A 26,117-nucleotide genomic window follows, 5' to 3' on the forward strand; every position below is an offset into this window, starting at 1 on the left:
TCACGCCGGGAGTCGGGACTGGATGCTGCGCACCCACTCTCGGCTTCCGGTGAGGTAGCGGTCCCGCGCCGATGCGAACAGGCGAACACTGTCGGAGCCGGGCCAGTCGTCGGGCAGCATTTCGGCAGGCAGTCCCGGGTCGATGTATGGGATGATCCGCCATTCGTCGAGCAGCGGAACGAACCGAACGAAGGCCTCGCGCGGTGAAACCTGCTCTGTCGTCGACAGAGCAGCGCGGTGATGGGTCAGGAAGTCCCGGTGGCGAGCAGCAATGCCGTCGAGATCCCACCACCTCGCTGCCGCATCCGCTGTCGAGTCGGGCACGAACATCGACGTCGACACAAAGGTGGTCACATACGCGGACAGGCCCAGCGCGTTGACGATGTCCCCCACCTCCTCCGCGAGATATTCGGGGGCAACCCACAGACCCGGTGACACCGTTCCGCACCCGATCCACCCGAGCCGCCTGCGCAACTGGTGTCGCGCGGTCCGTTGCGTTTCAGGAATGGTGAACGAGATCAGACGCCAGGGGTCGCCTTCCGCCATCTGACGGAAGCCGAAGATGCGCGGATCGCCGCGGCTGAACATCGCCTCCGCCTGCTCGGTCACCTCGTACCCGTTCCGCCCGTCGCAGACGCGGGCCCGCAGCACCCCCTTCTTCTTCAAGCGGGTCACCGCGATGCGCGTCGATTCGGACGGGATGCCCACGGCCTGCATCAATCCGACGAAGTCCGCGATCGCCACCCACCCGCCGAGGTCGCGCACGTACGCGCCGAGGACGGTTCGGATCAGCGACGTCGCGCTGCCGGGTCGCGAATCGAAGTCGTCGAGGATCGCGCTTGCCGGTTCAGGCGGTGAGTTCATCACGGATCGCCAGTATTCCGGCGCACACCTCGGAGAAGCTCGTGCTCAGAGGGCTGAGGCCGAGACGCAACCCGTGGGGGGCACGAAAGTCGGGGATGACGCCCTTGCGCCACAGCTTCTCGATGACGGCCTCGAACTGCGGGTGATCGATGATGACGTGACCACCCCGCTCGGCAGGATCCTCCGGCGATCCGATCTCCACGCCCAGCGGAAACAGCAACGTTCGCACGAGTTCGAGCGCGTACTCCGTCAGTGCCACCGACTTGGCCCGGATGGCCGCCATTCCGACCTCGTCGATCAGCGCGAGAGTGTCCTGCATCGCGAGCATGCCGAGGACCGAAGGCGTTCCGCTGATCACCCGACGGATACCGGGAGCCGGTTCGTAGCCCTGGGCCATCGCGAACGGGTTGTCGCGACCCATCCAACCCCAGATCGGCTGCACGAATTTCCCCTGGTGCTCGGCTCGGACGTACGCGAACGCGGGTGACCCGGGCCCGCCGTTGAGGTACTTGTAGCTACACCCGACCGCCAGATCCACACCCCAGCTGTCGAGCTCGAGTGGAACCGACCCCACCGAGTGACACAGGTCGAGCAGCAGTAGTGCGCCCGCCTCATGAGTCACGCGCGCGGCCCCGGCGGCGTCCACCAGGTAACCCGAGCGGTATGCGACATGACTGAGAACGACGAGCGCCGTGTGTTCCGACACGACGGATTCCAGGTCGTCGACGCTGACGCCACCGCGCCGATCCGACTCGATCCATCGCAACGTGAGCCCGAGTTCTCCGGCAATGGACTCCAGCACGTACCGGTCCGTCGGGAAGTTGTCGCGGTCCACGACGATCTCGGTGCGCCCCGGCCGCAACGCGAGGGCGCCGCGGGCAAGCTTGTACAGCAGGACCGTCGTCGAATCACCGATGGTCGTCTGCCCACGGGCCGCTCCGAGCGCAACCCGCGCGAGGGTGTCGCCGATGGTGATCGGGAGTTCGAACCACTCCTCGTCCCAGCCGCGAATCAGCCGGCCACCCCACGCCCCGGTGACGAAGGAGTTGATCCGCTCGGCACTCGCTCGGGTGGGCCGTCCGAGCGAGTTGCCGTCGAGGTACGCCACCACCGCAGGATCGTCGGCGCCGATGAACAGGTCACGGTAGGAACGCAGCGGGTCGGCGGCGTCGAGGTGCTCGGCGCGGGCGGTCAGCACATCGGTGGACGTGGTCATCATCGTCCGATCTCGGTGCGCACGGCCAGCAGTTCCGGGAAGAATGTCAGCTCCAGCGCCTTCTGCAGAAATCCCACTCCGCTCGATCCTCCGGTCCCGGATTTCATACCGATGGTGCGCAGCACCGTGCGCATGTGCCGAAAGCGCCACAGTTGGAAGTTCTCTTCGAGATCGACGAACTCCTCGAACGCCTCATAAACGGCCCAGTGGTCGTCGTGGTTCTCGTAGACGAACTTGATCAGGGGCATCAAGTCCTCGTTGAGCGTGTAGGCGGCGGTCACATCGCGGTTCAGCGCCGATGCCGGCACGTCGTACCCGAGCCGCGACAGGCACTGCCAGAACGCGTCGTAGAGGCTGGGCTCGGCGAGGAGCCGCCCCAGCAGATCGTGGGCGGCAGGATCCGCTTCGAACACCCGCAGCATTCCCGCGTTCTTGTTGCCGAGCACGAACTCGACGGCGCGGTACTGGTACGACTGGAACCCGGACGAATTGCCGAGGAACTGGCGGAACTCGGAGTACTCCGTGGGAGTCAGCGTGGCGAGGACCGACCACTGTTCGGTCAGCGTCTTCTGGATGTGCTTCACGCGCGCCACACACTTGAGCGCCTTACCGATGTCGTCGTCGTCGAAAGAGGCACGCGCCGCGAGGGTTTCGTGGAGGACGAGCTTCAGCCAGAGTTCGGTGGTCTGGTGCTGAATGATGAACAGCAGTTCGTCGTGGTGCTCCGGGCGGCTCACCGGCTTCTGGGCGCTCAACAGGGTGTCGAGGTCCAGGTACGAGCCATAGCTCATGCGCTCGCTGAAGTCGGTGACGATGTCTTTCTCGATGGCTCTGGTGTTGGCCTGCACGCCCATGACTGTCCTCACTGCTGGTGTTCGAGTACCGGGCCCTCGCCCTTCATATTACATAATCGTGGCGATCGTTAGGCAGATGTCATTATCGGAAAGTACGGTGGATCCGTGAATGCACCCAGTCGCCGAGTCGATGTCGTCTTCGCCCCCGGGGTCGTGGCACACCGCGGAACCGTGGAAGAGCTCCTGCACCGGGCACTGAGTGCGCGCGGGCTGACCGGCGAATTGACGTTCACCCGAGACGGCACCGCGCTGGACCGGGCCATGGTTTCGGCGGCGAGGCGAGGCGAGTTCATCGTCGTACCCGGAACCGGGAAATCCTTCACACCCCCGAAAGGCGGCGTGACTCGCGTCGACTTCGGTGACTGCGACGCCGATCGCTCGGCGGGCGTCCGCACCCACATACGCGGCAGAGGACTCGACGGCCTGCGGTACGCCGTCGACAGCTGGTACCACCACCGCTTCCATCCCGGGACGATGATCCGGTACGGAAGCCACCCGGATCAGCGCGCCGAACTCCGAATCCCGGACGGGAACGGCCCCTTCCCCGCGGTCGCTCTCATCCACGGCGGGTTCTGGCGCACACGGTGGGAGTTCGACCTGATGGATGCCCTCGCGGTCGATCTGACCGCCCGCGGGTATGTCACGTGGAACGTCGAGTATCGACGGAACACCGCACATCGCTGGGCGGACATGTCGTCCGATGTCGCCGCCGCCGTTGCGGCCGTAGCGACTCTTCCGGGTGTGGACCCCAGCCGCCTCGTCGTGCTCGGCCACTCGGCGGGTGCTCAGCTCGCGCTTCGGGCCGCCGCCGATGCGCCAGCGGTTCCTCTCGCGCTCGCCGTCAGCCTCGCCGGTGTGCTCAACCTGCGACTTGCCGACGATCGCCACCTCGGCGAAGGTGCCGTCGCGATGGCCGTCGGCAATCACTGGTCCGAGGACCGCGAGACGTACGAGGCGTCGTCGCCGATCGACCGACTCCCCCTCGGCATCCCGCAGTTGGTCGCCTGCGCCCTGCAGGACGAACCGGACATGCTGGAAATGAGCAGGGAGTACTCCGCGGCCGCCGCGGCGACCACCGATGACGTCGCCCTGATCGAGGGGCCGGGCGATCACTTCGCCGTCATCGATCCGACAAGCCGGATCTGGCACACCATCGCCGAGGCAATCGAAGCACGGATGCTCCCCGGCGCGTAGAAGCCCGCGCATACACACGCACCTGTTCTGCGCTCACGCACCCGTTTTCGGGCCCTGGAACGGGTGCGTCTGACGAAAAGAAGTGCGCGAGTCACTCGGCACAAATGTCATTCACTCGACCGACAACGAACCGCACTGACCTACACCGGTTTTCGCGCTCCGCTATGCCGTGGCTAACATCCGACAAGACAGTGCGGTTCGGCTATTCGACCCCGCGTCCTGTCGCAGCCCACCCCTATGAACGAGGAAACACCATGAATGCACGACGTGCAGCTCTCACCATCTTCGGATCTGCGGCCATTGCCCTGGCAGCTACGCCGACCGCGCAGGCGTCCACGGTTTTCGACTTCCTGCCGCCGGAGATCGCCGCACTGATCCCGAGCGGTTCGGCCGACGCCGTGAACCCGCTTCTGCCGCCCGCACCCGCCGCCCCGGCAGCACCGGCACCCGCACCGCAGGTGGCGCCGGCCCCGCAGGCCGCCCCCGCGCCCCAGCTGGCTCCTGCACCGCCTGCTCCCGCGCCGAGGGCTGGGTACAAGAACTGCACCGAGGCTCGCAACGCCGGCGTGACGCCGATCTACCGCGGCCAGGACGGCTACGCACCGCACCTCGACCGGGACAACGACGGCATCGCCTGCGAGTAGTCGATCCCCGGCGCGGCACCCACACACGCACCCCTTCTGTGCCCACGCACCCGTTTTCGGGCCCTAGAACGGGTGCGTCTACCGAGAAGGGGTGCGTCTGTGTCTCACAACGCCTCGCAGCCTCACAACGCCTCGCACGACGAACCGGTGTCGCCATTCCTCGTGCGGGGCAGTGCGCTCCGCACTATGTTCGGCGGTGAAGGTTGAGGTTCTCGGCGAGGGGGCGGTCCGGCATGAGCAGGACGTATTTCGGAGCTGTGGCGGTGGCAGTGGCCGCTGGTGTCGCACTCACCTGCGGTGTGGGTGCCGCCTCGGCGGACACCCAGATCAACGGCTGCACGATCGTGGCCGACCCGACACCCGAGCATCGCACCACCTGCCCCGGCGCCGATCTGAGCAGGGCGAATCTCGCGGGCATGAATCTGAGTTTCGCCGACCTGTCGGGCGCAAACCTGACGTTCGCCAATCTCGCCGGCACAAACTTCACGGCAGCGAACCTGTCGTTCGCGAATCTGAGCGACGCCAACCTCACGGACACGAATTTCACGGACTCGCAGCGCAACGCCATGGTCTTGTACAGCACCGGCATCGACATCTTCGGCCGAATCGTCGGTGACCTCGACATCATGACCGACCCGAATTGGTCCACCGACGCCCACGAGCGCGCGCTCGCCTCCGTCGTTCCGGTCACGCCTCCCGCTCCGTCCCCGTAGTCCCCATCCGCGACCTCACGACCGGGCTGCGCACTGCGTATCCCGGCAACTCGCATGCCCGGACCCCTTGACATTGGATATCTGCACTATCCACTGTTGGATAGTGCAGATATCCAATCTCGGGAGGCATCCGATGTCGACGATCGAACCCGGCCGTTCCACCCACCACTACGACGATGAGCTGGTGATCTTCCTGATCGGGATGACCATCAACCGACCGTGGCGCCCGGATTTGTGGCTGCCCGCCTTCCTCGCCATGCCGAGAATGTTGCGTGAACTGTCGCAGGACCCCGACTCGGGTTTGCTGGGTTACCGCCTGGTGATCGAGGGGCGCGGACCCACGTTGATCCAGTACTGGAGTTCGGCCGACAAGCTGTACGCCTACGCGAGCAACTCCGACGCCCGACACCGGCCTGCCTGGGCCGCCTTCAATCGACGGGCCCGCCGGGCGCCGGGAGCAGTGGGGGTGTGGCACGAAACCTATTCGGTCGATCGCGCGGAGTCGATCTATGTCGGCGCTCCGGCGCTCGGGCTGGCGCGGTTCACCGCCCGCGTTCCCGTCACACCGGCAGGCAATCGGGCCCGCAATCGACTGGCCCACACCACACCGACCGCCAGCACCGACCGTTGAGACACGATCACGATCTCCTCCCGGCGGGGCCGGTCTACCGGAAGGTCCGCCGCAGCCCACTCGCCCGCAGTACCCGGCGTTGCACACCCGCCCGCATCGCCTCCTCCGTCCCGATGATCCGCACGTGCCGACGGGCCCGTGTGATCGCCGTATAAAGCAGTTCCCGGGTCAGCAGCGAGGACTCCGCTCCCGGTAGCACCACGGACACCGTGTCGTACTGACTGCCCTGACTTCGGTGAATCGTCATGGCGTAGACGGTCTGCACCGCCGACAGATGCGTGGGATGCAACAGAAAGGGTTCGTTGCCGCGCGCGAAGGCGGCAACGAGTTCGTCGTCGGCGCGGCGCACGATCACCCCGGTGTCACCGTTGTAGATGCGCGTCTCGTGATCGTTGGCCGTGACCAGAAGCGGCTGACCGGGATACCAGCGCTCCGGGTCCAGCCGCTGCCCTGAAGCCTCACCGATCCACTCCATGGCCTGCCGCGCCCACCATGCGACACCGTACGGACCCTCACGGTGCGCACACAGCAGGCGATGCGCCTCCGAAAGCTGCAGTGCCGCCGAGGCATCGCCGCCCGACGCGGCCTCGGTGACACCCGCTGCAGTGTCGACCACGTCCTTCCGCAGCGCCCCGAGATCATCGACGTCGTGGAACGACACCTCGGGGGCTTCGCTGCGCAGCAACTCCATCACGCGGTCCTCGTCCGCGTCTCGCACCGCGACAGCGAGTTGGGCGATGCCACCGCCGAAACGGCGGCCCCGGCTGAGCCGCACGACTCCCCCGCGCAGCCGATCCCGTTCCGCCGCACTCAGCGCGGCCTCGTCCGGGTCGTCCGCCGCATCCAGGTCCTTCCCGACCAGACGTGCGAGTAGCGGATTCTCCTTCCCCGACATCGGTCGAGCCACCAGGTCGGCCAGCACCGCGCCCGCGTCGACGGACGTCAACTGGTCCGGGTCGCCGACGAGCACAAGTTGCGTGTCGGGACGCAGCGCCTCGAGGAGCCGGCACATCATGGTCAACGACACCATCGAGGTCTCGTCCACCACGATCACGTCGTAGGGCACATGATTGTCGGCGTTGTAGCGGAACCGACTGCCCCGTCCGCGTTGCCAGCCCAGCATGCGGTGCAGCGTCATCGCTGTCGGATCAGGTGGCAAGCCCAGCTCGCCGGCCTGATCACGCACCGATTCCTGCAACCGCGCCGCCGCCTTGCCCGTGGGTGCGGCGAGGGCGATGCGTCGTGGTCGGTCGGTCTGCATCGACAGCAGGGCCAGCACGCGGGCCACGGTGTGCGTTTTTCCGGTACCCGGTCCTCCGACGATCACCGAGGTCCAGTGGGTCGCGGCGACAGCAGCCGCGATCCGTTGCCGATCCGGCGGGGCCGAGGAGCCGGCCGGATCGTTCTGATCGCGGAACAGAGTGTTCAACCCGCGGCGTAGTGATGCCTCGTCGACGACGGGGTGCCCGGAAGCACGCTGGTCGAGGACGCGGCGGATCGTCTCCTCCTGCCGGAAATACCGGTCGAGGTAGAGCAATTCGCCTTCAGCGGTGTCCACCAGCCGCAGCGGTCGCAGCGGTCCGGCCGGTCCACCGACGACGAGCGGACTGCGGCGCAGCGCCTCGATGACCGTGGAGTCGTCCGGCCACGGCAGATCGTCCAGGTCGACCTCGGACTCCTCGTCGACCGTCACCTCCCGGAGCCGAGTCAGATCGAGGCATACCGAGCCGGCCCGCACTGCCCGGACCGCGAGGGCGGTGGCCAGGTAGACGTCCGGCGACGTCTCCCCGGCCAGAGCGGACAACCGCAGCGCCACATGGACATCCGCAGCCGCGAGCACTCCTGCCTCGTTGAAGATTCGCAGCACACCCTTGCCGCGCTGGGCTACCCGGACGTCGGTCATGGCGTCGCCTCGATCCCGGACAACAGGTCGGACAGTTCGGTCACCAGCGCGGCCGGGGGCGTCCAGTCGAATACCCCACATCCCGGCGGCGTATCGGGCCCGACCATTCCGCGGACGAACAGATACTGCACGCCGGCGAGATGCAGGGCTGGGTCGTAGCCAGGCTGACGCCACCGCAAATAGCGATGCAGTGCAACAGAATACAACAGAGCCTGAAGCGGATAATGCGACCGGATCATCTCCGTGGCCATCCGCTCCCGCGTGTAATGGGCGGTGGTCAACTCACCCTGCGCCAGTCGATTCGTCTTGTAGTCGACGACGACGTAACGAGGGCCGGGCAGCCGTATCACGGCATCGATACTGCCGGTGAGGTATCCACGCAACGGCGTGGGTTCCAGAGAAGTCACGGCCTCCGCGTACGGCCTCAACGGATCGTCGGCGGCAAGGTGGGTGCGCAACAGTCTGCCGACGCCGTCGAGCATCACCGTGAGCGAGGGTGTGTCTCCGCCGGCGAGGGGAAGCTCGAATTCGAGTTCGGCGAGCAGGTCTGCGGGCGCAACCTCCGCGAGCGTCCGTGTCGCCGCGGACCCAAGGGGTGTGTGCAGTACGGGCAGCAGGGCGGCAGCGAGCCGCGCCGGATCGATCTCCGACATGGTCGAGGCGATCACCTCGGTGCAGCAGCGCACGAGTTCGGCTTCGAGGTCGGCGGCGGTGGTGTCGACGATTTCGAACACGGCGTGGACGAGGGTTCCGAACGTCGCGCCGCCGGGAAGGTCGTTCATCGTCGAGGCGATACCGGTGCCCCCGTCTTCCGGCGCGTGCAGCGGCGGCTCGTCTGGTTCGTCCGCTTTGACATCGACCTCAGCCTCACTGCCCACTGCCGGGCTTTCGTGCGCGGACGCGGTCAACGCCGAGTACGAGGTTCGCCGCCACCGAGTGTCGAGAAGACGCTGGAACCGGGCCGCCTCGAGGTCACCACCCGTCTCTTTGGGCGGTGACCACTGCGCGGGTGGCACCGCTTCGGAGCCGACGGGCTCGACGTGCACGGTGTCGGGGCCGCCGGCACCCCACGCCGACAATCGATCGGCGACGACCGGGTCTTCCGAAACGTTCGCTTTCTGTGGCACGTCGCGATGTCCCGGCGCGCGGCCGAGGATCATCCGGTGCAGCGGCGCACCCGCCGTCGAGAACGCGGGCGCCCACCACAGCACGAGTCCGCACATCGCCCGGGTGAGCGCAACATACAGCAGGCGAAGCTCCTCGCCCGCTTCTTCCGCGTCGTGCCGGCCCTTACGTTCCGCATAGCCCGGACTGTTCGGGCCTCCGACATCGAGGATGCGCCGCCCGTTCTCGTCGTGCAGCAGCAGCTTGCTCGGTTTCGGATTCTTTGCAGCATCCCACGCGTAGGGCAGGTAGACGAGGGGGAACTCGAGACCCTTGCTGGCGTGGACGGTGGCGATCTGCACTGCCGCGGCGTCGCTGTCGAGACGCCGGCTGCGGTCGACGCCGCCGGACGACGGATCCTTCATCCGTTCGGTGAGCCACCGGGTGATGGCGGTGAGTCCGAGAGACTGCTCCACGGCGGCGCCGTTGAGTAACTGCGCCACGTGGCGGAGATCGGTGAGGGCGCGCTCACCGGCGGAGACGGCGAGCAGCCGCGCCTCGAGCTGCCCGATCGCCGCCAGACGTTCGAAGAGGGCCGCGAAACCGGACAGCGCGAACACCGAGGCGAGTTCACGCAGCAACCCACCGACTTCGGCAACGATGTCGTCACCGCGGGCATCGAGTTCCTCCGCGGTGTGTCCGAGCAACGGCGTGAGAGCGGCGAGCCGGACGCGATCGGAACGGTGCGGTTGCTCGAGTGCCTGCAGAACCCACAGCCAGTGCTGCGCAGCGGGTGTGGTGAACACACTGGCTCCGCCTGCGAGGACCGACGGGACCCCGGCGCGGTCGAGGGCATCGTGCACCAGCGTGATCTGCGCGTTGGTCCGCACCAGTACGGCGATGTCGCCCGGCTGAACCGCCCGGGACACGCCGCCGATGTCGAGTGTGACACCGCCGTCGAGGGTGCGGACGATGTCTGCTGCGAGGTCGGCGGCCACCCGGTTGCGCAGCGGACCGACGGCGGGGTAGCCCGATTTGTTGATCGCACCCGCGCCGGTGCGAGGCAGGTAACGCAGACGCAGCGGTGCCGCCCCGGTGAGCCGCGACTTCGGCCGAGCGCCGTCCACCCGGTGCACGACGATGTCGGGATGGCCGAGGGCCGCTCCCCCGTGGAGGTACTCCAGTGCGTCGAGCAGTTCCTGATCGCTGCGCCAGTTGGTGACCAGTTCTTCGTGACTGTCGGCCGACTGGACTGCGTCGAGGTAGCTGAGTACCTCGGCCCCCCGGAATGCGTAGATCGCCTGCTTCGGATCACCGACGAGCACCAACGTTCCCGCGCGGTGCCGAGAAGCCTGACCGCCCCGGTGGAAGGTTCTACCCAGGATGTCCCATTGCAGGGGATCGGTGTCCTGAAACTCGTCGACGAGGACGACGTCGTACCGGTCCCGCACTCGCCGGCAGGCGGCCGCACCGTGTTCGGGATGGGTGAGTACGCGATGGAGGAGAGCCGGCAGATCGTCGAAGTCACGCAGTCCCACAGCGCGTTTGCGACATTCCACCTCGGCGCGTACCGCCTCGGCGAACGCAACCCGTTCGCCTGCGGGGGTGCCGCGCGCGTCTTCCGGTGCGAGCACGGCCTGGGGATCGAAGATGGCGGCCCGTGCGGCGGCGGTGGCTTCCGCCGGGGTGAACGGTGCGGACTCGGCACGGCTGTAGGCGCTGAGGTAGAGGTCGTCGATCACCTCGGTGACGAGGTCGTCGGCGGCCTCGACGAGCACCGCGTCGGGGTCCCGTTCACCGGCGATGCCGAGGCCGTCGAGCATGCGCTGGCAGAAGCTGTGGGTGGTGACGATGGTCGCCGCATCGAAGTCGGACAGAGCCTGGAGAAGTCGTCGACGTCGCAGTGCCACCTCCTCGGGGTCGGCGTCGGCCAGGTGCCGGATGACCTGATCCTCGCCGCGGAGGGCTTGCCTAGGATCGGCCAATTCGGTTGCCGCACTGCGGAAGCGTTCCCGGGTGCGCTCGCGCAGTTCCTGGGTTGCCGCGCGGCTGAAGGTGACCAGCAGGAGTCGCGAGAGGTCGATTCCACCTTCGGCGACGAAGCGGGCGGCGAGTCCGACGATCGCGTAGGTCTTCCCCGTCCCAGCGCTGGCCTCGAGCACGGTGGTGCCCGACGGCAACGGTCCGAGCAGATCGAACCCTCGGGTGTCGGTCATGGCTGCGCCAGCGTCTCGGCCGCCAGCAGCGGCGCCCACAGTCTCCGGGCGTAGTCGTCGAACACCACCGAATCACCGAGAGCGTTGATACTCGGCGAGGGTCCGTGAACATAAACGATGTGACGGTCTTTGGCATCCCCGAAGTCGCTGCTCCATTCCCGCCGCGCCGCCTCGATCGCATCCTCGACGCTGCTTCCGCCGTACCGCCGTTCCGCGTAGGCCGCCGAGGCACCGGTCGCGATCGGCAGCGGCGCATGCAACCCGAGGTCGCGGAGTTCGACGAGGCGATTGAGCTGCTCGAGCGCGTCGGGTGGAGCGGTCAACGTGGAACGCCACGCGGGTCTGCTGTACGCGCCGCGGCCCGTAGTGACGGCGGACCATGCGCCGCCCTTGCCCGACGCCGCGACTGCCAGCAGTTGCGCCCACGCGGCGAGGCGATGTTTCGGACCGAGCCGTGAATAGGTGGTGTTCGCGATCACCGAACCGTGGACGCCGCCGACGGTCCCGGTGAGACGCCGGCCGGAGCCGAGGTCGACGTCCACATCCACGGTCTGCGCGCGGCCCACATGGACGGGTGCGCTGACGGCGACGAGCGCCTCGACACCGTGTTCGATGGCCCCGAGCACCGACTCCCCCAGCTTGAACGGCGGCAGTGTGCCGCGGCGCCACTCGGCGGCGCGGAAATCGGCCGGCTCGGTTCCGGCGAGCCGCGCGACGAGCATCCGTTGTCCGAGATCCCACCGCGCGAGGGGGTCGGGCGCGATATCGAGTGCGTCGGCGATGTCCTCAGCCACCTCGGGAATGCGCAGACCCAGCCGTTGCCGGAGGAACGCCTGCGTGGGATGTACGAGGAAGGCGATGAGGTCTGCCAGGTCGACGTCTTCGGACGGCGGCGCGGGCAGCGGGTCCGGAAGGAAAGCCGGATTCGGCACGGAGGGAGACCGAGCCGCCCGAGCCCCGGCAAGGGCCACGCGATCGAAGCTGAACGGATGCTCGGGCTCGAAGTTGCGCGCATCGAACGGCTGCAGGGGGTGACGGGTCATCACCTGGCTCAACGCGTCGCCGCCGAGCGTGACGGCCACCGTGTCGAGTAACTCGGACAACGGGATCGCCGGCGGCCGCACCATACCGGTGACCGGGTCGGCGCCCGTGTAGAAGAGCAGCAGTTTCTCACCGGCGGACATCACCGCGTCGAGGAGGAGTTGCCGATCCTCGCTACGCGGATCACGTTCGCCGAGTACAGGATTGCGGGCGAGAGCGTTGTCGCCGTCCACGCCGGCCGAACGGGGAAAAACCTCGTCGTCGAGCCCGAGGAGAACGACGACACGGTGCGGGACGGACCGCATCGGCACCATCGTGCACACCGTCAGTTCGCCGGTACGGAAGTTGGCCCGCGTGGGGCGTCCCGCCAGCCTGCCGGCGAGCATGGCGCGCACGTCCGACAACCGCAGCACCATCTCTCCCCCGTGTTCCATCGCGGCGCCCAACTCGCGCCGCGCCTGCGCGGACTGCCAGGCGTCTGCCGCACCCACCTCCACGAGGAGGTCCAGAGCCCTTGCCAGCGCCCGCGACCACTCCGCCACCGATTGTGGCCCACCGAGTCCTCGCAGGGCGACGTCGAGGCGATCGACGAACTCGGCCAGCCTGCCGGTGAGGTCGATGTCGTTGCTGTCGACGTCATCGAGGGGCAGGGCCAGCGCGAGCCATTCGCTGTCCGACTCGTCGGCAGCGGCGCCGAGCAGAATCCGATCGAGTGCCGTCGTGAAGGTATTCTGCGGGAAGTCGCCGAGGCCGTAGGCCGCGCGCTGACGTGGCCCGATCCCCCACCGCGCACCGGTGGTGGTAGCCCATTCCCGGATACGTTCGAGATCGTCGTCGTCGAAACGAAACTTCTTACGCACCGGGACCGCAGCGGCGAGATCGAGTACCTGACTGGCGGTGACGCGGGAATCGGCCAGCCCCAGCAGCGTCGCGACCACCGCGAGCACCGGATTGGTCTGGTGCAGAGCACGATCGGCGAGACGTACCCGCAGCCGGTGTCCGGGATGACCGAGCACGTCCTGGCCGAATGCGGCACGAATCAGCGGTGCGTAGGACTCGACGTCGGGGCACATGACCACGACATCGCGCGGTTCGAGCGTGGGGTCGTCCTGGAACAGATGAAGGAGGCACTCACGCAGGACCTCGACCTGGCGGGCCGGCCCGTGACAGGCGTGCACCTGCACGGAGTCGTCGGGATCCATCCCGGCATGCACCGGTGTCCGATCGTCCCGGATGTCGGTTTGCAGGCGACCCAGTAGCGTCTGCGGACTCGGTGGCGCGTCGTGGTGGACGTCGTCGAGGTCGAGGCGCACAAGGCGCGCTTCGAGTTCGCGGACGTCACGGGCCAGGCTCGAGAGGAGCGGGTGACGGACGGCGAGCGCACTCTGGTCGTCGGCGCGGGCAGTCACCTCCTGCGTTGTCGTCAGGGTTGCCCACATGGCCGGACTCGGGTGCGGCAGCCACAGGTGTACGTCGCGTTGCGCGGCCAGTGCGGAAAGCACTGCAATCTGGTCGGTGGCGAGGCGGGTGGGCCCGAACAGCGAGAGGCGTTGCGGGAGATCTACGAGCCCGGGCTCGTCCCGCAGCCGGGAACAGGCGGAGTCGAGCCGTTCCGCGGGGCTCGGGGCGCCGACGCGTGTCCGTAGTCGACGCCACAGTTCGGCCTGCCACACGAGATCCTCGTCGAGCGGCCCACCGGTTCCATCGATGTCGTGGCCACCCGCCCAGCCGACGAGCATTGCCGGCCGCTGGGCGGCATAACTCCGGAACAGTTCCACCAGGTGCGACGCGGTGGCGTAACGGCGACCCGGCCGGTGATCGTTTCGATCTTGTGCCGACAGGCCGGACCCGAGGTGTTTCGAAAGGACAGCGCACCAGGGTTCGCCGAGGCAACCATCGACGACGTCGAGCAGCACCCACAGCAGTCGGGCGGGATTCCACGGATCATCCTCGGCGGACAGTCCGGTGGCCGCAGCCAGGGCGTCGTCCACCAGCCGTGTCGGGGACGGGAAGTCGATGTTCGCGGCCACACCGTCACCGTTGTCTGCTCGCGCGCCCAGCACCGCCGAGAGCCGTTGCGTCAGCCAGCGCTCCACACCCTTCGCGGGAACCGCGATCACCTCGCGCGCGAACGGGTCGGCAAGTGGAGTCGCAAGGACATCGCCCAGCGCGGCGGCGAGGGTGGTCGAACGCTCGGCACGATGCAGTACGAACACGTCACCACCCTCCTTCGCTCCCCACTCCGGTGTCGGGTCAGACTTACCACAGAGCACCGACTTACGTAGCGAAGCTCAGGCCGATATACGTTCCGGCGCACACAACGCTCGCCTGTGGGAGCCTGGTTCGAGAGGGGCCCGACGGCGCCGCGGCCCCGGAAAGGTTCGCGGATGCAGACGTTCGTGCCCGACTCCGGTTTCGTGCGCAGTGCGAGGCTGCTCGACGACCGGCGCCTCGGAAAGCAGCGCGTCGAGACCTTCCAGATCCTGCGGGCCCTCGTTTGGCCGTCGTACGGCTGGAAGAATCATCCCGCGACGGCGATGTGGCGAGGTTTCACCCCCGCCCTGGTCGCATATGGCGTCGCCATGTGCGGCGAGTGGGCCGCGCGAGGTCACACCGAGGCGCTCGCGCCGCAGCTCCTCGAGTACAGCGGTGGTCGCACCGACACCTTCGCCCACCTACGCGACCACGGATTGCTGCCCCCTTGGCTCGGCAGAGCCGACGTGCACGCCAGCCATCGACGGGTCCTCGCCGAGAAGGCGCCGGACGCGTATCCCCCGCAGTGGCGCGGTGACGGCGGGTACGTGTGGCCGACCCCGGTGTACCCGCGGTGGCCGCTCCGCAGCGCCGACCCGGCCGAGGTGCTGACGCCGGTGCAGGCCGAAACCCTCGTCGAGGGCGCGGACAACTGGGATGTGCTGCGGCTGCTGCACCGCGGGGAATCCGTGGCGACCGAGACCGCCACGCCCTCGACGATCGTGGCGGCCAGTCTGGTACGTCCCGGTCTGACCGCGGTGATTCTGGACGCCGACCCGGTTCCGGACGACGAGGAACCGACTCCGGCCGCAATACGGGAGGTGGCGAAAGCGCCGTCCCCGTCCATCGCCCGTCAGCCGACCCCCGAAGACCGCGAGGCGATGGAAGCCGAGGCAGCAGACCCGCACCGACTACGGTTCTTCCGCCGGGGTCAGCCGATTCCCGAGCCCGACCGGTACGGACTGGTGATCACGGTGTCGGACACAACCCCGGCAGAGCTGCAAGGAGTACCCACTCTGGCGGTCAACGGCCGGGGCGAGCCTGGGTGAGGTGCGGCACCCATCCGTGTGTCGGCCACTTCTTCAGATTGACCTGTGCGGGCACGATCCGCTTGTTCACGAACTGCACCTCGAGGTCGGGGTCGACGTCACCGGTGAACTTCCACAACTGCGCGTCACCCGGCCGAGCGACTCCGGACCACGATTTCGCCCGGTAGGCGGCGCGAACAATGTTGTCGGCGAACACGATCACCGGGATGTTCTCGGTGTTGCGGACGGCGGCACCGGCCGCCCACGGTCCCCGGGCGCGCTCGTAGATCTCGTCCGGGGTCACTCCGCGCTCGGCGGCGCGCGGCACCTCGAGAAGCACGCAGGGTGTCGGCAGGTTGGGCACGGGCTCAGCCGCGTACTGCAACACCAGGTCGTCGACGGGTACGGCGCGGTGCTCGCCGGCACCAGCGGCGAGGTTGGTGAGTACGGAGCCCTCCAGCAGGCCCAGAGCCCCGATCAGCCCATCACTGATGGCTTCGGCGACGTCACCGGTTGCGTTCAGTCGGTGCGCCACGATGTAGTGCTCCACCTCGTGGCCGGAGTCGTAGATTTCCCGGATGCGGGCGATCGTGGCCGCTGTCACCTCTGAGGCGTCCTTCTCGGAGTCTTCGAGCGTCTTCCTGTGCTCGTCCACGGCCAACGCCTCCCACACGTAGCCGTAGACCCGGGTACCCCGACCCTTCCCGACGTAGAAGACCGACCGGTTCCGGGGGTCGAGGAGTGCGTAGACGTAGGACCCGAGCTCGTCGCCCACCCTTTTCGGGAACGGTTCCGGGGCGCGGCGGGTCTGATAGACCTCACGAAGGATCAGACGCAGCGCCGCCAGCTTCAGGGCAACGGGCACCCCACCGTCGATTCCGTCGAAGAGCGCGGTGGCCGCACCCTGCACCGAAGAATAGGTGTGCCCGATGTTCCGTTGCAGCGACTTCGTGACGTCGGAGAACTGAGCGAACCGTACGAGGGGGTCGGGGGATGCGTTGTCCAGGTCGTTGGACGCGAGAAAGGCCTGGACCTCGGCGGAGTCGAGCCAGCGAGAAGTGATGTCGATCGGGATCGTCCAGACGGTAGCCATGTTCCCACCGTAAGGGAAAAGCGCGGTGAACAATGCCGTCGGCGCTCTGCTGCCCGCGCGTCTCCGAAGCCCTGCGGCGACGACGAGATGCTCGGTGCGCGGAAATAGTGGCAAAACTCTGAGAAAACAGTTGCTTCGACGGCGAAGGGGCCGCCGAACCCCCACACTCGATAGTGAGACCGTCCCGCATCGAGAGCCCACAGCGAAGGGGTAAGCGAGTGTCGCTTCGAAGAATGACGGTGGCCGCAATGGCGATCGCCGCAGCGCTGACCATGTCCGCGTGCGGATCGGACGATCCCGCCCCGCCGAACAGAACCACCACGGCATCGGCAACGTCGACCGCCGAAACGTCGCCCCCACTCGAACTGCCCACAGCGGCGGAGCTCAACGAGTTGATGGAGCGGGGACTCGATCCTGCAACTCCCGTGGAGGAGAAGGTCGCGATGGTGGAAGGGTCCGAGCAGGATCCGAATCTGTTTGCTCAGGTAGCCGCGGCCGCGCAGCAGGCCGGAGCGCAGGTACAGGTTCTGGACCCCGTGATCGATAACGGTGACGGGAGCGCGAGCGCTCAGCTGCAGCTCACCATCAACGGACAGGTTCAGCAGAACAACCTTCCGGCAATTTTCGTACCGGGACCGAACGGGACGTGGCGCCTGTCGAAGGCGACGGCGTGCTCGATCGTGGCCATCGCACAGCTCACCTCACCGGCATGCCCTGCCTGATCGTGTGCGCTCACACCGCTTCCAGGACCTCCCCAATCTCCTGAACAGCTCTGTTGTGCTGATCGGCGATCAGGATGTGCCCGGCCGCGATGGTCAGCGCAACCGGCCATTCGATGATTTCGACGGCCGCGAGGAGCCCGATCGCGGCGAAGAACGCCAACTGTTCGGGACGTGGGACGGGTACACGTCCGAGTATCGGCAACTGGACAGTGAAGCCGGACGCCTCCCGCACCCGTGCGACGGCGTCCCGGTGTGCGTCGCGGCTCGGTGCTTCTTCGGCCCTCGGTGTGTTGTCGGCCATAGTTCGCCTCCCTAGTCCGTGCTGTTCACCTGCCGGTCACGTTGATCGAGGACTGTGACCGATGTGTTGATTTCTGCAGCCCGGACCGCTGTCGGTGCCGTCTCCGCCCCCGGCGACTTCTGGACCGGCGCGGTGACACGCGCGCTCACTCCCCCGTTGCACGAGGTGTACGCCGTATTGGTGAGGGCTGGCGTACTCGACATCGTCGACTGATCTCCCGCCAGCTTCGCCAGGACTCCCGGTGCGAATGCCGCGGCTGCGGTGGCTGCAGCCGCCGACCCCAGCGCCTGCGTCCACCCCACCGGACCGAGGGGTGTGCACCCGACCAGCTGGCTGACGCCGGGTGTGCTCACCAGAACCGTCAGGGCGGCGAGCGAACCACCCGCTGTGAGCACCACCAACGGGCTGCGTGAATCGATGAGCGTCTGACCGAGTTGCGTTCCGACCAATGCCACCAATCCCACGGTGGAGGCGCGGCGCTGCCTGCCCGTCAGACTCGCCATCGTCCACGCCGTCGTCGCACCCATCGCAGTCGCGGCACCGCGGATCGCGACTGTGCGCCACAAGGCTGCGCTGTCGGGTCCGCGGCCTTCTCCTCGCACGTCCTCGTTCGGCGGACTCACCGCGAGCGCCGCCGCAGGCAAAGCATCCGTGAGGACATTCACCAGGAGGAGCTGACGCGCGGTCAGCGGCGACTTACCCGCAGTCGCGCTCCCGATCAGCGCAAACGCCACCTCACCGGCATTGCCGCCGAGGAGGACGGACACCCCTGCCTGAACGCGCCGCCACAGTTGCCGCCCTTCGTCCAGAGCGTCGAGCAGTGCGTCCACCCGGCCGTCCAGGAGGACCACATCGGCCGCACTGCGGGCCGGATCGCTGCCGCGGGAACTGACACCGATACCCACGCTGGCCGCGCGGATAGCCGCAGCATCATTGGCACCGTCCCCGACCATGGCGCACACGCGTCCGGCGCGCTCGAGAGTCTGCACCACCTGCACCTTGTTCTCCGGAGTCATCCGCGCGAACACGAGACACTTCTCGACGGCCTCCTCCTGACCACGATGCGAGAGGGTGTCCCAGTCGGAGCCGCTGATCACCTGCTCGGACGACACGGTCAATCCCAGTTCCTGTGCGATGGCGGTGGCAGTGACGGGATGGTCACCGGTGAGCAGCCGCACCCCGACCTGCTGGCGTTCCAGTTCCGGCAGCAGGCCGGCGGCCTCCGGACGCGGTGTGTCCGCGATCCCCAGGAATCCGACGAGTTCGAGCCCGCTGCTGCAGAGTTTCTCGAACACGGCACCGTCGTCGGCAGCGCGCCGGGCCTGGAACGCGGTGACGGTGCGCCGCGCGACGGCGATCACCCGAAGCCCGTCGGCGGCCATCGCGAGGACCCGGGATTGCACTTCGTCGTCGTCGATATCGGGGCATGCGGCCAGAACCGTCTCCGGTGCACCCTTGAGACACAGGTGTGTGCCGGACAGTGCCGCCGAATAGGGTCGTCCCGATCGAAACGGGAGGTAGGACCACTGCGCCTCGTCGCCGCAGTCGAGCTGCTGGGCGGCCTCCGCAATGGCGACGTCGGTGGCATGGTCCGCGGGACGTCCGTCGGGCGTCACGGCACTACGCGCAGCGCACATCAGCAACTCGTCGTGGTCGACGGCAGGCTCGGGCACGACTCTGATGACACGGAGCCGGTTCTCGCTCAGCGTTCCCGTCTTGTCGAAGCACACTACGTCGACGCGGCCGAGTGCCTCCACCGAGCGCGGCGCTCGCACAAGAGCATTCGACTTGGTCAACCGGCGCGCCGCCGCCTGCTGCGCGAGAGTGGCGACCAACGGCAGCCCCTCGGGAACCGCCGCGACCGCGACCGCGACGCCGCTGGTGACCGCCTGACGCAGTCCCGTTCCGCGGAGGAAGCCGACCGCGGTGACGAGGGCCCCGCCACCGACGCTGACCGGGAGCACACGGTCGGTGAGGCTGCGCAGCTGAGCCTGCAAGCCGACGTGCGATGCACCGGTGGGACTGATCGCCCCGGCACGTCCCGCCTCCGTCGCCTCCCCCACGGCAGTGACGACCGCGGTGGCCGTTCCGGTGAGAACTGTGCTACCGCCGAACACCATGCAGGAGCGCTCGCTCAGCGGTGCACCGGGTGTCGGCGACGTCTGCTTCGCCACCGGCAGCGACTCCCCGGTGAGGGAGGATTCGTCGACCTCGACACCGGACACCTCGATCAACCGGCCGTCCGCGGGAACGACCTCTCCCGGACCGATCTCGATCACGTCACCGATCCGCAACCGCGAGGCCTCGACTCGCTCGCTGACCCGCTCCTGCCCGGATCCGCTCACCCGATGTGCGGGCGGGTCGCCCGCAGCGAGGAGCCGGCTCAGCAGTCGTTCCGCATGCAGGCGCTGTACGGCGGACAGTGCCGCGTTCCCGGTCAGCACGGATCCCACGAGCACAGCGTCGATCGGCGAACCCAGCAGGGCGCTCGCCGCCGAACCGGTCGCGAGAATGGGTGTCAGCGGATCCGACAGTTCGGTGCGCATCGCGCGGCCGAAGTCCCAGACGAGCGCCACCGGCCAGGCCGCGAGACTGCTACCCCATTCGAGCGGTGCCAGCGCCCAGTCGAGCGCACGGGGGCGCGCACCTATGTCGCCGTCGCCTTCCTGAGCAGGAAGGAGTCGCCGCACCTCCTCGACAGGCATCTCGTGCCAGGCGTGCACGGGGGCCGACGGCGGAACGGACGCGTTGATCACGCGCCGCGCCAGCGAGTGTCCTGTCCACAGGCCGGCCGCCGCACCGGCCGTGATCGGCCCCGGGCCCCGGCCGCGCACACCGGGAAGCATCAAGAGTGCGCCGAGTACCGATGCCGCCGTGGCGATCTCGACGCCGCGCCGGCTCGCGGTCCGCGCATCGGGCAGTGCACGGAGAATCCGCCACACCCCGGCGAGATCGTCGACGAGCACGTCCGCCGGCCACGGCGGGGCCGCACCGTCCACCAGGACTCCGACGCCGACATCAGCGGACGCCAGCGCGCTGGGCGCCCCCGCTGCCACCACCGCAACAGTCGCGCCCTCGGCCTGCAGATGAACGACCGTGTCGCGAAGATCGCGGTCGGGTGGGCCGCGGAACTCGCCCGCGCCACTGCTGGGATGGAGATCGTCGAATGCTGAACGGAGACTCCCGAGCGACTCCGTGTCCACGGAGACCACCGCGACTCCGGAGGTGCGTGCCTGCGCGAGCACCGCGGCCGCGAGCGGGTGATGAGCCGGTGTGACGAACACGGCCGCGTCCTCGTGCTCGCCTGCAGCGTCGAGATCACCCGGCAGGTCGGCCAGAAGGTGCCAGCCGGGCCCGAGCTCTTCGCGGTCGACGGCCGATCGCGCGGCTTCCCAGACCTTGGTGCGATCGGCGTCGCGCACTCCGCGGATGCGACTGACACGCAGCTCCGCCGTCTGCAGAATCGACGGATCCATCACGACCGTATCTACCCGGTCGAGGCACCGGAGCGCGCCGGGGCGCAACGTCAACGCGCCGTGGCGGTCCGCCAGACCACGTCCCAACGTGGCCGCGAATGTCTCGCGGGCGGTGCGGGTCGCCTTGGGGGCTGCGACCAGCACGGCGTCGCCTGCCCCGGCGGCACTGCGTGTGGCGACACCAACGGTGGCCGCGCCGACCAGCTGCGCAACAGCCGCGCGGTCGGCATGCCGTTCGACGGGACCGGATGTGCGGTCGGGTTGTTGCTGATGCGGGGAGGTGTGATCGGCAGCGTTCGCCGCCAGCTGAGGCTCACGGCGGTGCCAGGCCTGCCGGGCAGACCACGCTTCGGCGGTCAGCGCCGACCGCAAGCCCACGTCCACCGCCAGGGACGACGGCGCCTGACGAATGACATCACTGAGTGCCTGGGCGGTGGCCAGGACGAGTTCTGCCGCATCCGGCCCCAACCGGTCTTCGACGAGCTTTCGCAGTCGCGGCTGATAGTTCACGGCCGTGACCACCGTGGTCAACGCCGAACCGGGCACCTGGGGAAGACGCAGGGCGCGGCCCGCGACGGCCACCGCCAGGCCGGTGGTGACCGCCGCTAGAGCGAGGCAGCTCTCGGCGAGCGTCACATCGTCGCCGGGCAGTTCCGACGGATGGTCGCGATCGTCCCCGGTTCGCGCCCGCTTCTCGGCGGTGGACACGATGGCGCTCAGCTCCTCGACCGACGGGGCACCCTCGCCGTGGGACACGATCAGCCGGGACAACGGGCGGTTGAGCTGCACTCTGAACGCCGGTCGTGGCGCGGACAGCGTCGAGTACCTCGGCGGCCACGTCGTCGCCGCGGGGACTGTCGAGTCCACGAACCTCTATCCAAACCCGGCCACGCCCGGCACTGGTGCGGCGTGCCGGCGTTCCGCCGACAGCCTCGGCGGCGATCGACGTCGCGACCCGAGCGGTGGTCGTCATCAGATCGGCCGCGACGGCGCCGCTGTGCGTCACCACACCCACCCCGAAACCGACGCTGCGTACCGGTACGGACGCGGCGGCGGCGAGATATCGACGTAAACCCACGTCGCCTACTTCGCGCGCGTCGATCGTGAGTCCGACGCCGACCCTGCACGCGACCTCGCGGGCGGTAGCGCCTTCGCCGGAGTCTTGCGGGCAATCGCCTTCTTCGCCGGGACCGACTTCTTTGCGGGGGCTTTCTTGGCGGAAGCGTCCTTGACGGGAGCGTCCGGTGTGCCCGCCGGCATCTTTGTTGCCGCAGCCGCCGTCTTTGCCGGAGCTTTCTTTGCCGGGGCCTTCTTTGCCGGGGCCTTCTCGACAGGAGCCGCCTTCTCCGGTGCCGGGGCGGCCCCGGGAGAGGGCGCAACGACCGACGTCGCCGCAGGGTTCGAAGCAGGAGCAGCGCCGGAGGTAGGAGCAGCGTTCGCGGCCGGCACATCCCTCTGCGGCGGTGACGAGGTGACGGATTCCGAATTTGTCCGAACGCGGGAACGGGCGGCGTTGATCTGCCGCAGCGCCAACGCCGTTCCACCGACAGCGACGACCACCGGCCACTCGACGAGACCGATCGCACCTACCGCCGCCAACGTCGCTACCGCCGTCGACGTCGAATGGCTGCCGCTGTCGAACCCGCTTCGGGCCCCACTCGCGGCGCCGCGCACAGCCCCGGTCGCGACGCCCCGCAGACCGCCGACGACGCTACCGATCGCGGCACCGCCGACCGCACCGACAGCACTCGTCGTGGCGGTCGCGACCCCGGTCACGGCGCGTACAGTGCCGTCGACGATGTCCATATCGGCTCCCCTCGGCTGTGTCCACAGACCACCGCAACGCGGCGGCATCACACACTGCGTTACCCACCCCAGGGTATTCTCAATCCCGCAGACCGGCGAGCCAGATTTTGCAACACCTGGCCGATACTCAGATGCTGTTCTGCCTCAAGTCAATTCGCTCGCCCTGCTCGGTGCGCCAGAAACTCCACCCGTCGTGCGTCTCCACGTCACCGCTGATATGACTGGCAACCGCGCTGGCCGCGGTGGTGGGGTCGGGAAAGCGGCGGCCCTGCATCGGACCGCGCACGATTTCGAGGCTGTGTGTATCGGAGTCGAAGCGCCCCACCAACCGGTACCCCTCGAAGTCGGCGACCACCTCGAGTCGGGTATCGATCACCTCGTCCAACAGAGCGGCCGCTTTGGCGGGCTTCTTCCGGGCATTCGTGCGAGCCAGCGCGTCGGCGTGCAGCGCCTCCGCGGTCTTCGCCCGCTGGGCGTCGCTGTACAGGCTCGGGTCTTTTGCCCCCGACAGTCCCAGCAGATCCCAGCGACCCCGTCCGTGCGCGACGCGACTCAGTGGAATGGCGTGGTGTCCGGTTCGCGTGCGGCCGGGGGTGTCCATCATCCACAGGTCCACCTCGGCGCGGATGTCGTCGGCGACCTCGGCGGACGGAACCACGAAGAACTCGTGAGGTTCGCTCGCCAGGTCGACGAACACCCAGAACTGCGAGCCCGTGTCGTCGTCGTCGAGCGACTCGTCCTGCTTACGGGCCTGCCAGTCGCCGCTGAGCTTGGACCGCACCCGCACGATGCGGCTCTGGCCGTCGTCACCCCAGACCTGAACAGGATTGCGCCGCGAATGGGTGAGCCGGACTGCTTTGCCGCCTCGTTCCGTGACGTCGGCGATGAAGGCCTGGATTCCCCGGCTGGCGGTGTCTTCCACTTGTGTACGTGTCCATCCGTGATGCTGCGTCCCGTACGCAGGTGGAGAGAGGTGTGGCGACGGGTTTGCACAGCACGACTCGGCGTTCTTCCCTCACCATACGTGCAACTACCCGCCCAGCGGTATCACCCGGGCGCGCGAGCCGCATCCCGCGCCTCGGCGAAACCACGCCGACACCGGCGCGCCGGGCTAAGCGTCCACCACGGAGTGTTTCGACGCACTATGACGTGCTTTGCTGCTCACAGCCGATGCAGCAGCGAGCGCTTCCTCGAACTCGCGTCGACCCGATTGCGATCCGAGCAGCATCGCGAGCCGGGTGAGGAAACCTTCCCGGTCCGTCTCGTCCGCCTGGTCGAGTGCCTCCGACAGTCCCATCCACACGTTCTCGCGTACCAGTTCCTCCGGTGTCGCACCAGCCTCGGTATGAGCGGGGACGACACCGGAGGTCGGCGCGGTCGCAGACCTCAGGTGCTCGTGAACCTTCCCGAGCAGCGATACATCGCGGATCCGGCACAGGACGAGCCCGTCCGGGCGGATGACGAACAACTCCCCCTCGGACGCGCCGAGGGCCCGCGACAGCACACCGTCGCCGTCGTCGAGCACCGTCAGGTCGGTGGCCGGGTCCACCTCGACACCGGCGGGAGGAACCACGATCGCCCGCACCGATTCGGGCGACAGCGCCATGGCGAGTGCGGCGGCGTGAACCGCGATCACGTCTGCTGCTGCGACGTCGAGTCCGATGCCGAGCACAGCGAATCCCGTTCCACATACCTCATTCAATGACGACTCCACCGTGCCGCTCGTCGTGACGACGCGCACCCGCCGATCCTCCATCGGGTCGCCGGGCAGCACTCCGGTCGTGCCCTGGACCACCGGCCAGGTCAACGGTGACAGGTGTGCGTGCGTGGCGCTGGACTGTCGCGGGTTGATCAGGTGAGCGAACTCCGGACGGGTGGTTGCCAGCGCCAGCACTGCGTCGCGGGTGGTCCGGTAGCCGTGACTCCCCGGCGACATGATGAGCGTCGACTTGCCGGCGTTGTCGACGTTCTGTTGCCACGCCCCCCGGCGTTCCGTCGAATACGCTTGCAGCAGCACCTCGTCGGCGGTTCCGTGCACGACGGCGGCAAGCTGCCAGGCCAGGGTCTCCGCGTCTTCCATTCCGGAGTTCAACCCGCGCACACCGAAGATCGGCACCAAATGGGCGGCGTCACCCGCGAACAAGATCCGGTCGTGCGTGAAGGTTTCCAATGCGAGCGCGTGCGCTCGGTAGAAACCGTGCCATTCGAGGGTCCACGGCACGTCATTCTCGAGCCACTCGAGGTGCCGGGCGATGCGGTCGCTGATCCGGTGTTCCTGGGTTTCGAGTTCGGCGTCGTCCGAAGGATCGAGCTGGTAGTCGATGCGCCAGATGTCCCGCGGCTGCTGGTGCATGATGATCGTGGACCCGGGATTGCTCGGCGGATCGAACCACACCATCCGCTCGGCAGGCAGCTTCGACTCCCAGTGAATGTCGGCGATCACGTAGCTTCCCTCATAGCTGTTGCCCTGCAACCGAAGTCCTGCCAACTCACGCATCCGACTTCGGCCACCGTCCGCGGCGACGACCCAGCAGGCACGGAGCGTCCGCGCACCGAAGGCAGTATCGATGTCGAGCGTCACTTCCGTGCCCGCCCGCACGACGCCCACGACGCGCGCCGACCAGTGCAGCGTGATCAGCGGATGCGCGAGCAAAGCCTCTGTCATGATCTGCTCGATCTCGGACTGCGAGACGTTGACCATCGGTCCCCGCACATCGTGCTCACTGTGCGGCATCTGGAAGTGCAGCACCTCCTGATCGCGGTAGTAGCTGCGACCGCCGACCCACGGAAGAACGATCTTCTCGAGTTCGGGTCCGACGCCGAGTCGGACCGCCACCTCGAGGCTGTGCCGGGAGATGCAGATGGCGCGGCTACCGAACGACACCTGGTCGGCAGACTCGAGGACCGTTACCGCGATTCCGCGCTGCGCGAGTCCCAGCGCGACGCCCATACCCACCGGCCCGGCGCCCACCACGACGACGGGCAGTGGCTCGTCAACCGCTGTCATCGACGTGAAGTCGGTCGCCGGGTACTTCGGGGGTTGGAAATAGGTGGACAT

Annotated in this window: 19 protein-coding genes; 7 read left to right on the forward strand and 12 right to left on the reverse strand. The window is 67.9% G+C overall.

Annotated features, from left to right (window positions below):
• Genes JQT59_RS28900 through JQT59_RS28910 form a run of 3 tightly spaced genes read right to left on the reverse strand, consistent with a single transcriptional unit; the run spans position 1 to position 2,934 of the window.
• On the reverse strand, positions 1-864 hold the full coding sequence (locus tag JQT59_RS28900) for a PaaX family transcriptional regulator (protein ID WP_213572964.1): 864 nt from the start codon (positions 862-864) through the stop codon (positions 1-3).
• Positions 848-2,083 (reverse strand): kynureninase, encoded by a 1,236-nt coding sequence (gene kynU, locus JQT59_RS28905; protein ID WP_213572965.1) that lies wholly within the window; start codon positions 2,081-2,083, stop codon positions 848-850. Before kynU ends, JQT59_RS28900 begins: the two co-directional genes overlap by 17 nt.
• Positions 2,080-2,934 (reverse strand): tryptophan 2,3-dioxygenase, encoded by an 855-nt coding sequence (locus tag JQT59_RS28910; RefSeq protein ID WP_213572966.1) that lies wholly within the window; start codon positions 2,932-2,934, stop codon positions 2,080-2,082. Before JQT59_RS28910 ends, kynU begins: the two co-directional genes overlap by 4 nt.
• A 105-nt stretch (positions 2,935-3,039) precedes the next feature.
• Here JQT59_RS28910 and JQT59_RS28915 point away from each other — a divergent pair, with 105 nt between their 5' ends.
• The 4 genes from JQT59_RS28915 to JQT59_RS28930 all read left to right on the forward strand — a co-directional run bounded on the left by JQT59_RS28915 (position 3,040) and on the right by JQT59_RS28930 (position 6,116).
• Positions 3,040-4,128 (forward strand): alpha/beta hydrolase family protein, encoded by a 1,089-nt coding sequence (locus JQT59_RS28915; protein ID WP_213572967.1) that lies wholly within the window; start codon positions 3,040-3,042, stop codon positions 4,126-4,128.
• 254 nt (positions 4,129-4,382) lie between these two features.
• Positions 4,383-4,772, forward strand: a complete 390-nt coding sequence (locus JQT59_RS28920) for an excalibur calcium-binding domain-containing protein (RefSeq protein WP_213572968.1) — start codon at positions 4,383-4,385, stop codon at positions 4,770-4,772.
• Positions 4,773-5,005: 233 nt separating this feature from the next.
• Positions 5,006-5,485, forward strand: coding sequence for a pentapeptide repeat-containing protein (locus JQT59_RS28925; protein WP_213572969.1), 480 nt, complete (start codon positions 5,006-5,008; stop codon positions 5,483-5,485).
• A 133-nt stretch (positions 5,486-5,618) separates the two neighbouring features.
• Positions 5,619-6,116 carry a DUF4188 domain-containing protein gene (locus JQT59_RS28930; RefSeq protein WP_213572970.1) on the forward strand — a complete coding sequence of 166 codons (498 nt, stop codon included), beginning with the start codon at positions 5,619-5,621 and terminating at the stop codon, positions 6,114-6,116.
• Between the two features lie 34 nt (positions 6,117-6,150).
• Here the strand turns inward: JQT59_RS28930 and recD are convergent, their stop codons facing one another.
• From recD to recC, 3 genes are read right to left on the reverse strand one after another with little or no spacing between them, the layout of a single operon-like run.
• Positions 6,151-8,019: an exodeoxyribonuclease V subunit alpha gene (gene recD, locus JQT59_RS28935; protein ID WP_213572971.1), complete on the reverse strand. Its 1,869-nt coding sequence runs from the start codon at positions 8,017-8,019 to the stop codon at positions 6,151-6,153.
• Positions 8,016-11,339: a UvrD-helicase domain-containing protein gene (locus JQT59_RS28940; protein ID WP_213572972.1), complete on the reverse strand. Its 3,324-nt coding sequence runs from the start codon at positions 11,337-11,339 to the stop codon at positions 8,016-8,018. Before JQT59_RS28940 ends, recD begins: the two co-directional genes overlap by 4 nt.
• A complete protein-coding gene (gene recC, locus JQT59_RS28945; RefSeq protein WP_213572973.1) occupies positions 11,336-14,596 on the reverse strand; it encodes an exodeoxyribonuclease V subunit gamma in 3,261 nt (1,086 codons plus the stop codon). Before recC ends, JQT59_RS28940 begins: the two co-directional genes overlap by 4 nt.
• A gap of 171 nt (positions 14,597-14,767) precedes the next feature.
• Here recC and JQT59_RS28950 point away from each other — a divergent pair, with 171 nt between their 5' ends.
• Positions 14,768-15,682 (forward strand): MSMEG_6728 family protein, encoded by a 915-nt coding sequence (locus JQT59_RS28950; RefSeq protein ID WP_213572974.1) that lies wholly within the window; start codon positions 14,768-14,770, stop codon positions 15,680-15,682.
• Here JQT59_RS28950 and JQT59_RS28955 read toward each other — a convergent pair.
• A complete protein-coding gene (locus JQT59_RS28955; protein ID WP_213572975.1) occupies positions 15,657-16,754 on the reverse strand; it encodes a GIY-YIG nuclease family protein in 1,098 nt (365 codons plus the stop codon). The genes JQT59_RS28950 and JQT59_RS28955 overlap by 26 nt on opposite strands.
• A gap of 218 nt (positions 16,755-16,972) precedes the next feature.
• Between JQT59_RS28955 and JQT59_RS28960 the strand changes: the two genes are divergently transcribed.
• Positions 16,973-17,476 carry a WKL family lipoprotein gene (locus JQT59_RS28960; RefSeq protein WP_213572976.1) on the forward strand — a complete coding sequence of 168 codons (504 nt, stop codon included), beginning with the start codon at positions 16,973-16,975 and terminating at the stop codon, positions 17,474-17,476.
• 10 nt (positions 17,477-17,486) lie between these two features.
• On the opposite strand, the gene JQT59_RS28965 is transcribed toward JQT59_RS28960, so the two are convergent.
• Both JQT59_RS28965 and JQT59_RS28970 read right to left on the reverse strand, forming a co-directional pair.
• Positions 17,487-17,777, reverse strand: a complete 291-nt coding sequence (locus JQT59_RS28965; protein ID WP_213572977.1) for a hypothetical protein — start codon at positions 17,775-17,777, stop codon at positions 17,487-17,489.
• 11 nt (positions 17,778-17,788) lie between these two features.
• Positions 17,789-21,961, reverse strand: coding sequence for a cation-translocating P-type ATPase (locus tag JQT59_RS28970; protein WP_502939749.1), 4,173 nt, complete (start codon positions 21,959-21,961; stop codon positions 17,789-17,791).
• 1 nt (position 21,962) lies between these two features.
• Here JQT59_RS28970 and JQT59_RS38480 point away from each other — a divergent pair, with 1 nt between their 5' ends.
• Positions 21,963-22,325, forward strand: coding sequence for a hypothetical protein (locus JQT59_RS38480; protein ID WP_502939751.1), 363 nt, complete (start codon positions 21,963-21,965; stop codon positions 22,323-22,325).
• An 11-nt stretch (positions 22,326-22,336) separates the two neighbouring features.
• Here the strand turns inward: JQT59_RS38480 and JQT59_RS37320 are convergent, their stop codons facing one another.
• From JQT59_RS37320 to JQT59_RS28985, 3 genes are all read right to left on the reverse strand, one after another.
• Positions 22,337-23,059 (reverse strand): TrbL/VirB6 family protein, encoded by a 723-nt coding sequence (locus tag JQT59_RS37320; protein ID WP_249353928.1) that lies wholly within the window; start codon positions 23,057-23,059, stop codon positions 22,337-22,339.
• A 127-nt stretch (positions 23,060-23,186) separates the two neighbouring features.
• Entirely contained in the window at positions 23,187-23,981 is a 795-nt protein-coding gene (locus JQT59_RS28980; RefSeq protein WP_213572978.1) for a hypothetical protein, read from the reverse strand.
• 189 nt (positions 23,982-24,170) lie between these two features.
• On the reverse strand, positions 24,171-26,117 hold the full coding sequence (locus JQT59_RS28985; protein WP_213572979.1) for an FAD-dependent monooxygenase: 1,947 nt from the start codon (positions 26,115-26,117) through the stop codon (positions 24,171-24,173).

The organism is Rhodococcus sp. USK13 (assembly GCF_018343855.1).
Classification (GTDB): domain Bacteria; phylum Actinomycetota; class Actinomycetes; order Mycobacteriales; family Mycobacteriaceae; genus Rhodococcus_F; species Rhodococcus_F oxybenzonivorans.

Bases quoted from the DNA above. Each gene is read 5' to 3' on its own strand.
- JQT59_RS28950 (WP_213572974.1), top strand. From the start codon at position 14,768: ATGCAGACGTTCGTGCCCGACTCCGGTTTCGTGCGCAGTGCGAGGCTG.
- JQT59_RS28910 (WP_213572966.1), bottom strand. From the start codon at position 2,934: ATGGGCGTGCAGGCCAACACCAGAGCCATCGAGAAAGACATCGTCACC.
- JQT59_RS38480 (WP_502939751.1), top strand. From the start codon at position 21,963: ATGGCGCTCAGCTCCTCGACCGACGGGGCACCCTCGCCGTGGGACACG.
- JQT59_RS28955 (WP_213572975.1), bottom strand. From the start codon at position 16,754: ATGGCTACCGTCTGGACGATCCCGATCGACATCACTTCTCGCTGGCTC.
- kynU (WP_213572965.1), bottom strand. From the start codon at position 2,083: ATGATGACCACGTCCACCGATGTGCTGACCGCCCGCGCCGAGCACCTC.
- JQT59_RS28900 (WP_213572964.1), bottom strand. From the start codon at position 864: ATGAACTCACCGCCTGAACCGGCAAGCGCGATCCTCGACGACTTCGAT.
- JQT59_RS28940 (WP_213572972.1), bottom strand. From the start codon at position 11,339: ATGACCGACACCCGAGGGTTCGATCTGCTCGGACCGTTGCCGTCGGGC.
- JQT59_RS28930 (WP_213572970.1), top strand. From the start codon at position 5,619: ATGTCGACGATCGAACCCGGCCGTTCCACCCACCACTACGACGATGAG.
- JQT59_RS37320 (WP_249353928.1), bottom strand. From the start codon at position 23,059: ATGGACATCGTCGACGGCACTGTACGCGCCGTGACCGGGGTCGCGACC.
- recD (WP_213572971.1), bottom strand. From the start codon at position 8,019: ATGACCGACGTCCGGGTAGCCCAGCGCGGCAAGGGTGTGCTGCGAATC.
- JQT59_RS28925 (WP_213572969.1), top strand. From the start codon at position 5,006: ATGAGCAGGACGTATTTCGGAGCTGTGGCGGTGGCAGTGGCCGCTGGT.
- JQT59_RS28965 (WP_213572977.1), bottom strand. From the start codon at position 17,777: ATGGCCGACAACACACCGAGGGCCGAAGAAGCACCGAGCCGCGACGCA.
- JQT59_RS28985 (WP_213572979.1), bottom strand. From the start codon at position 26,117: ATGTCCACCTATTTCCAACCCCCGAAGTACCCGGCGACCGACTTCACG.
- JQT59_RS28920 (WP_213572968.1), top strand. From the start codon at position 4,383: ATGAATGCACGACGTGCAGCTCTCACCATCTTCGGATCTGCGGCCATT.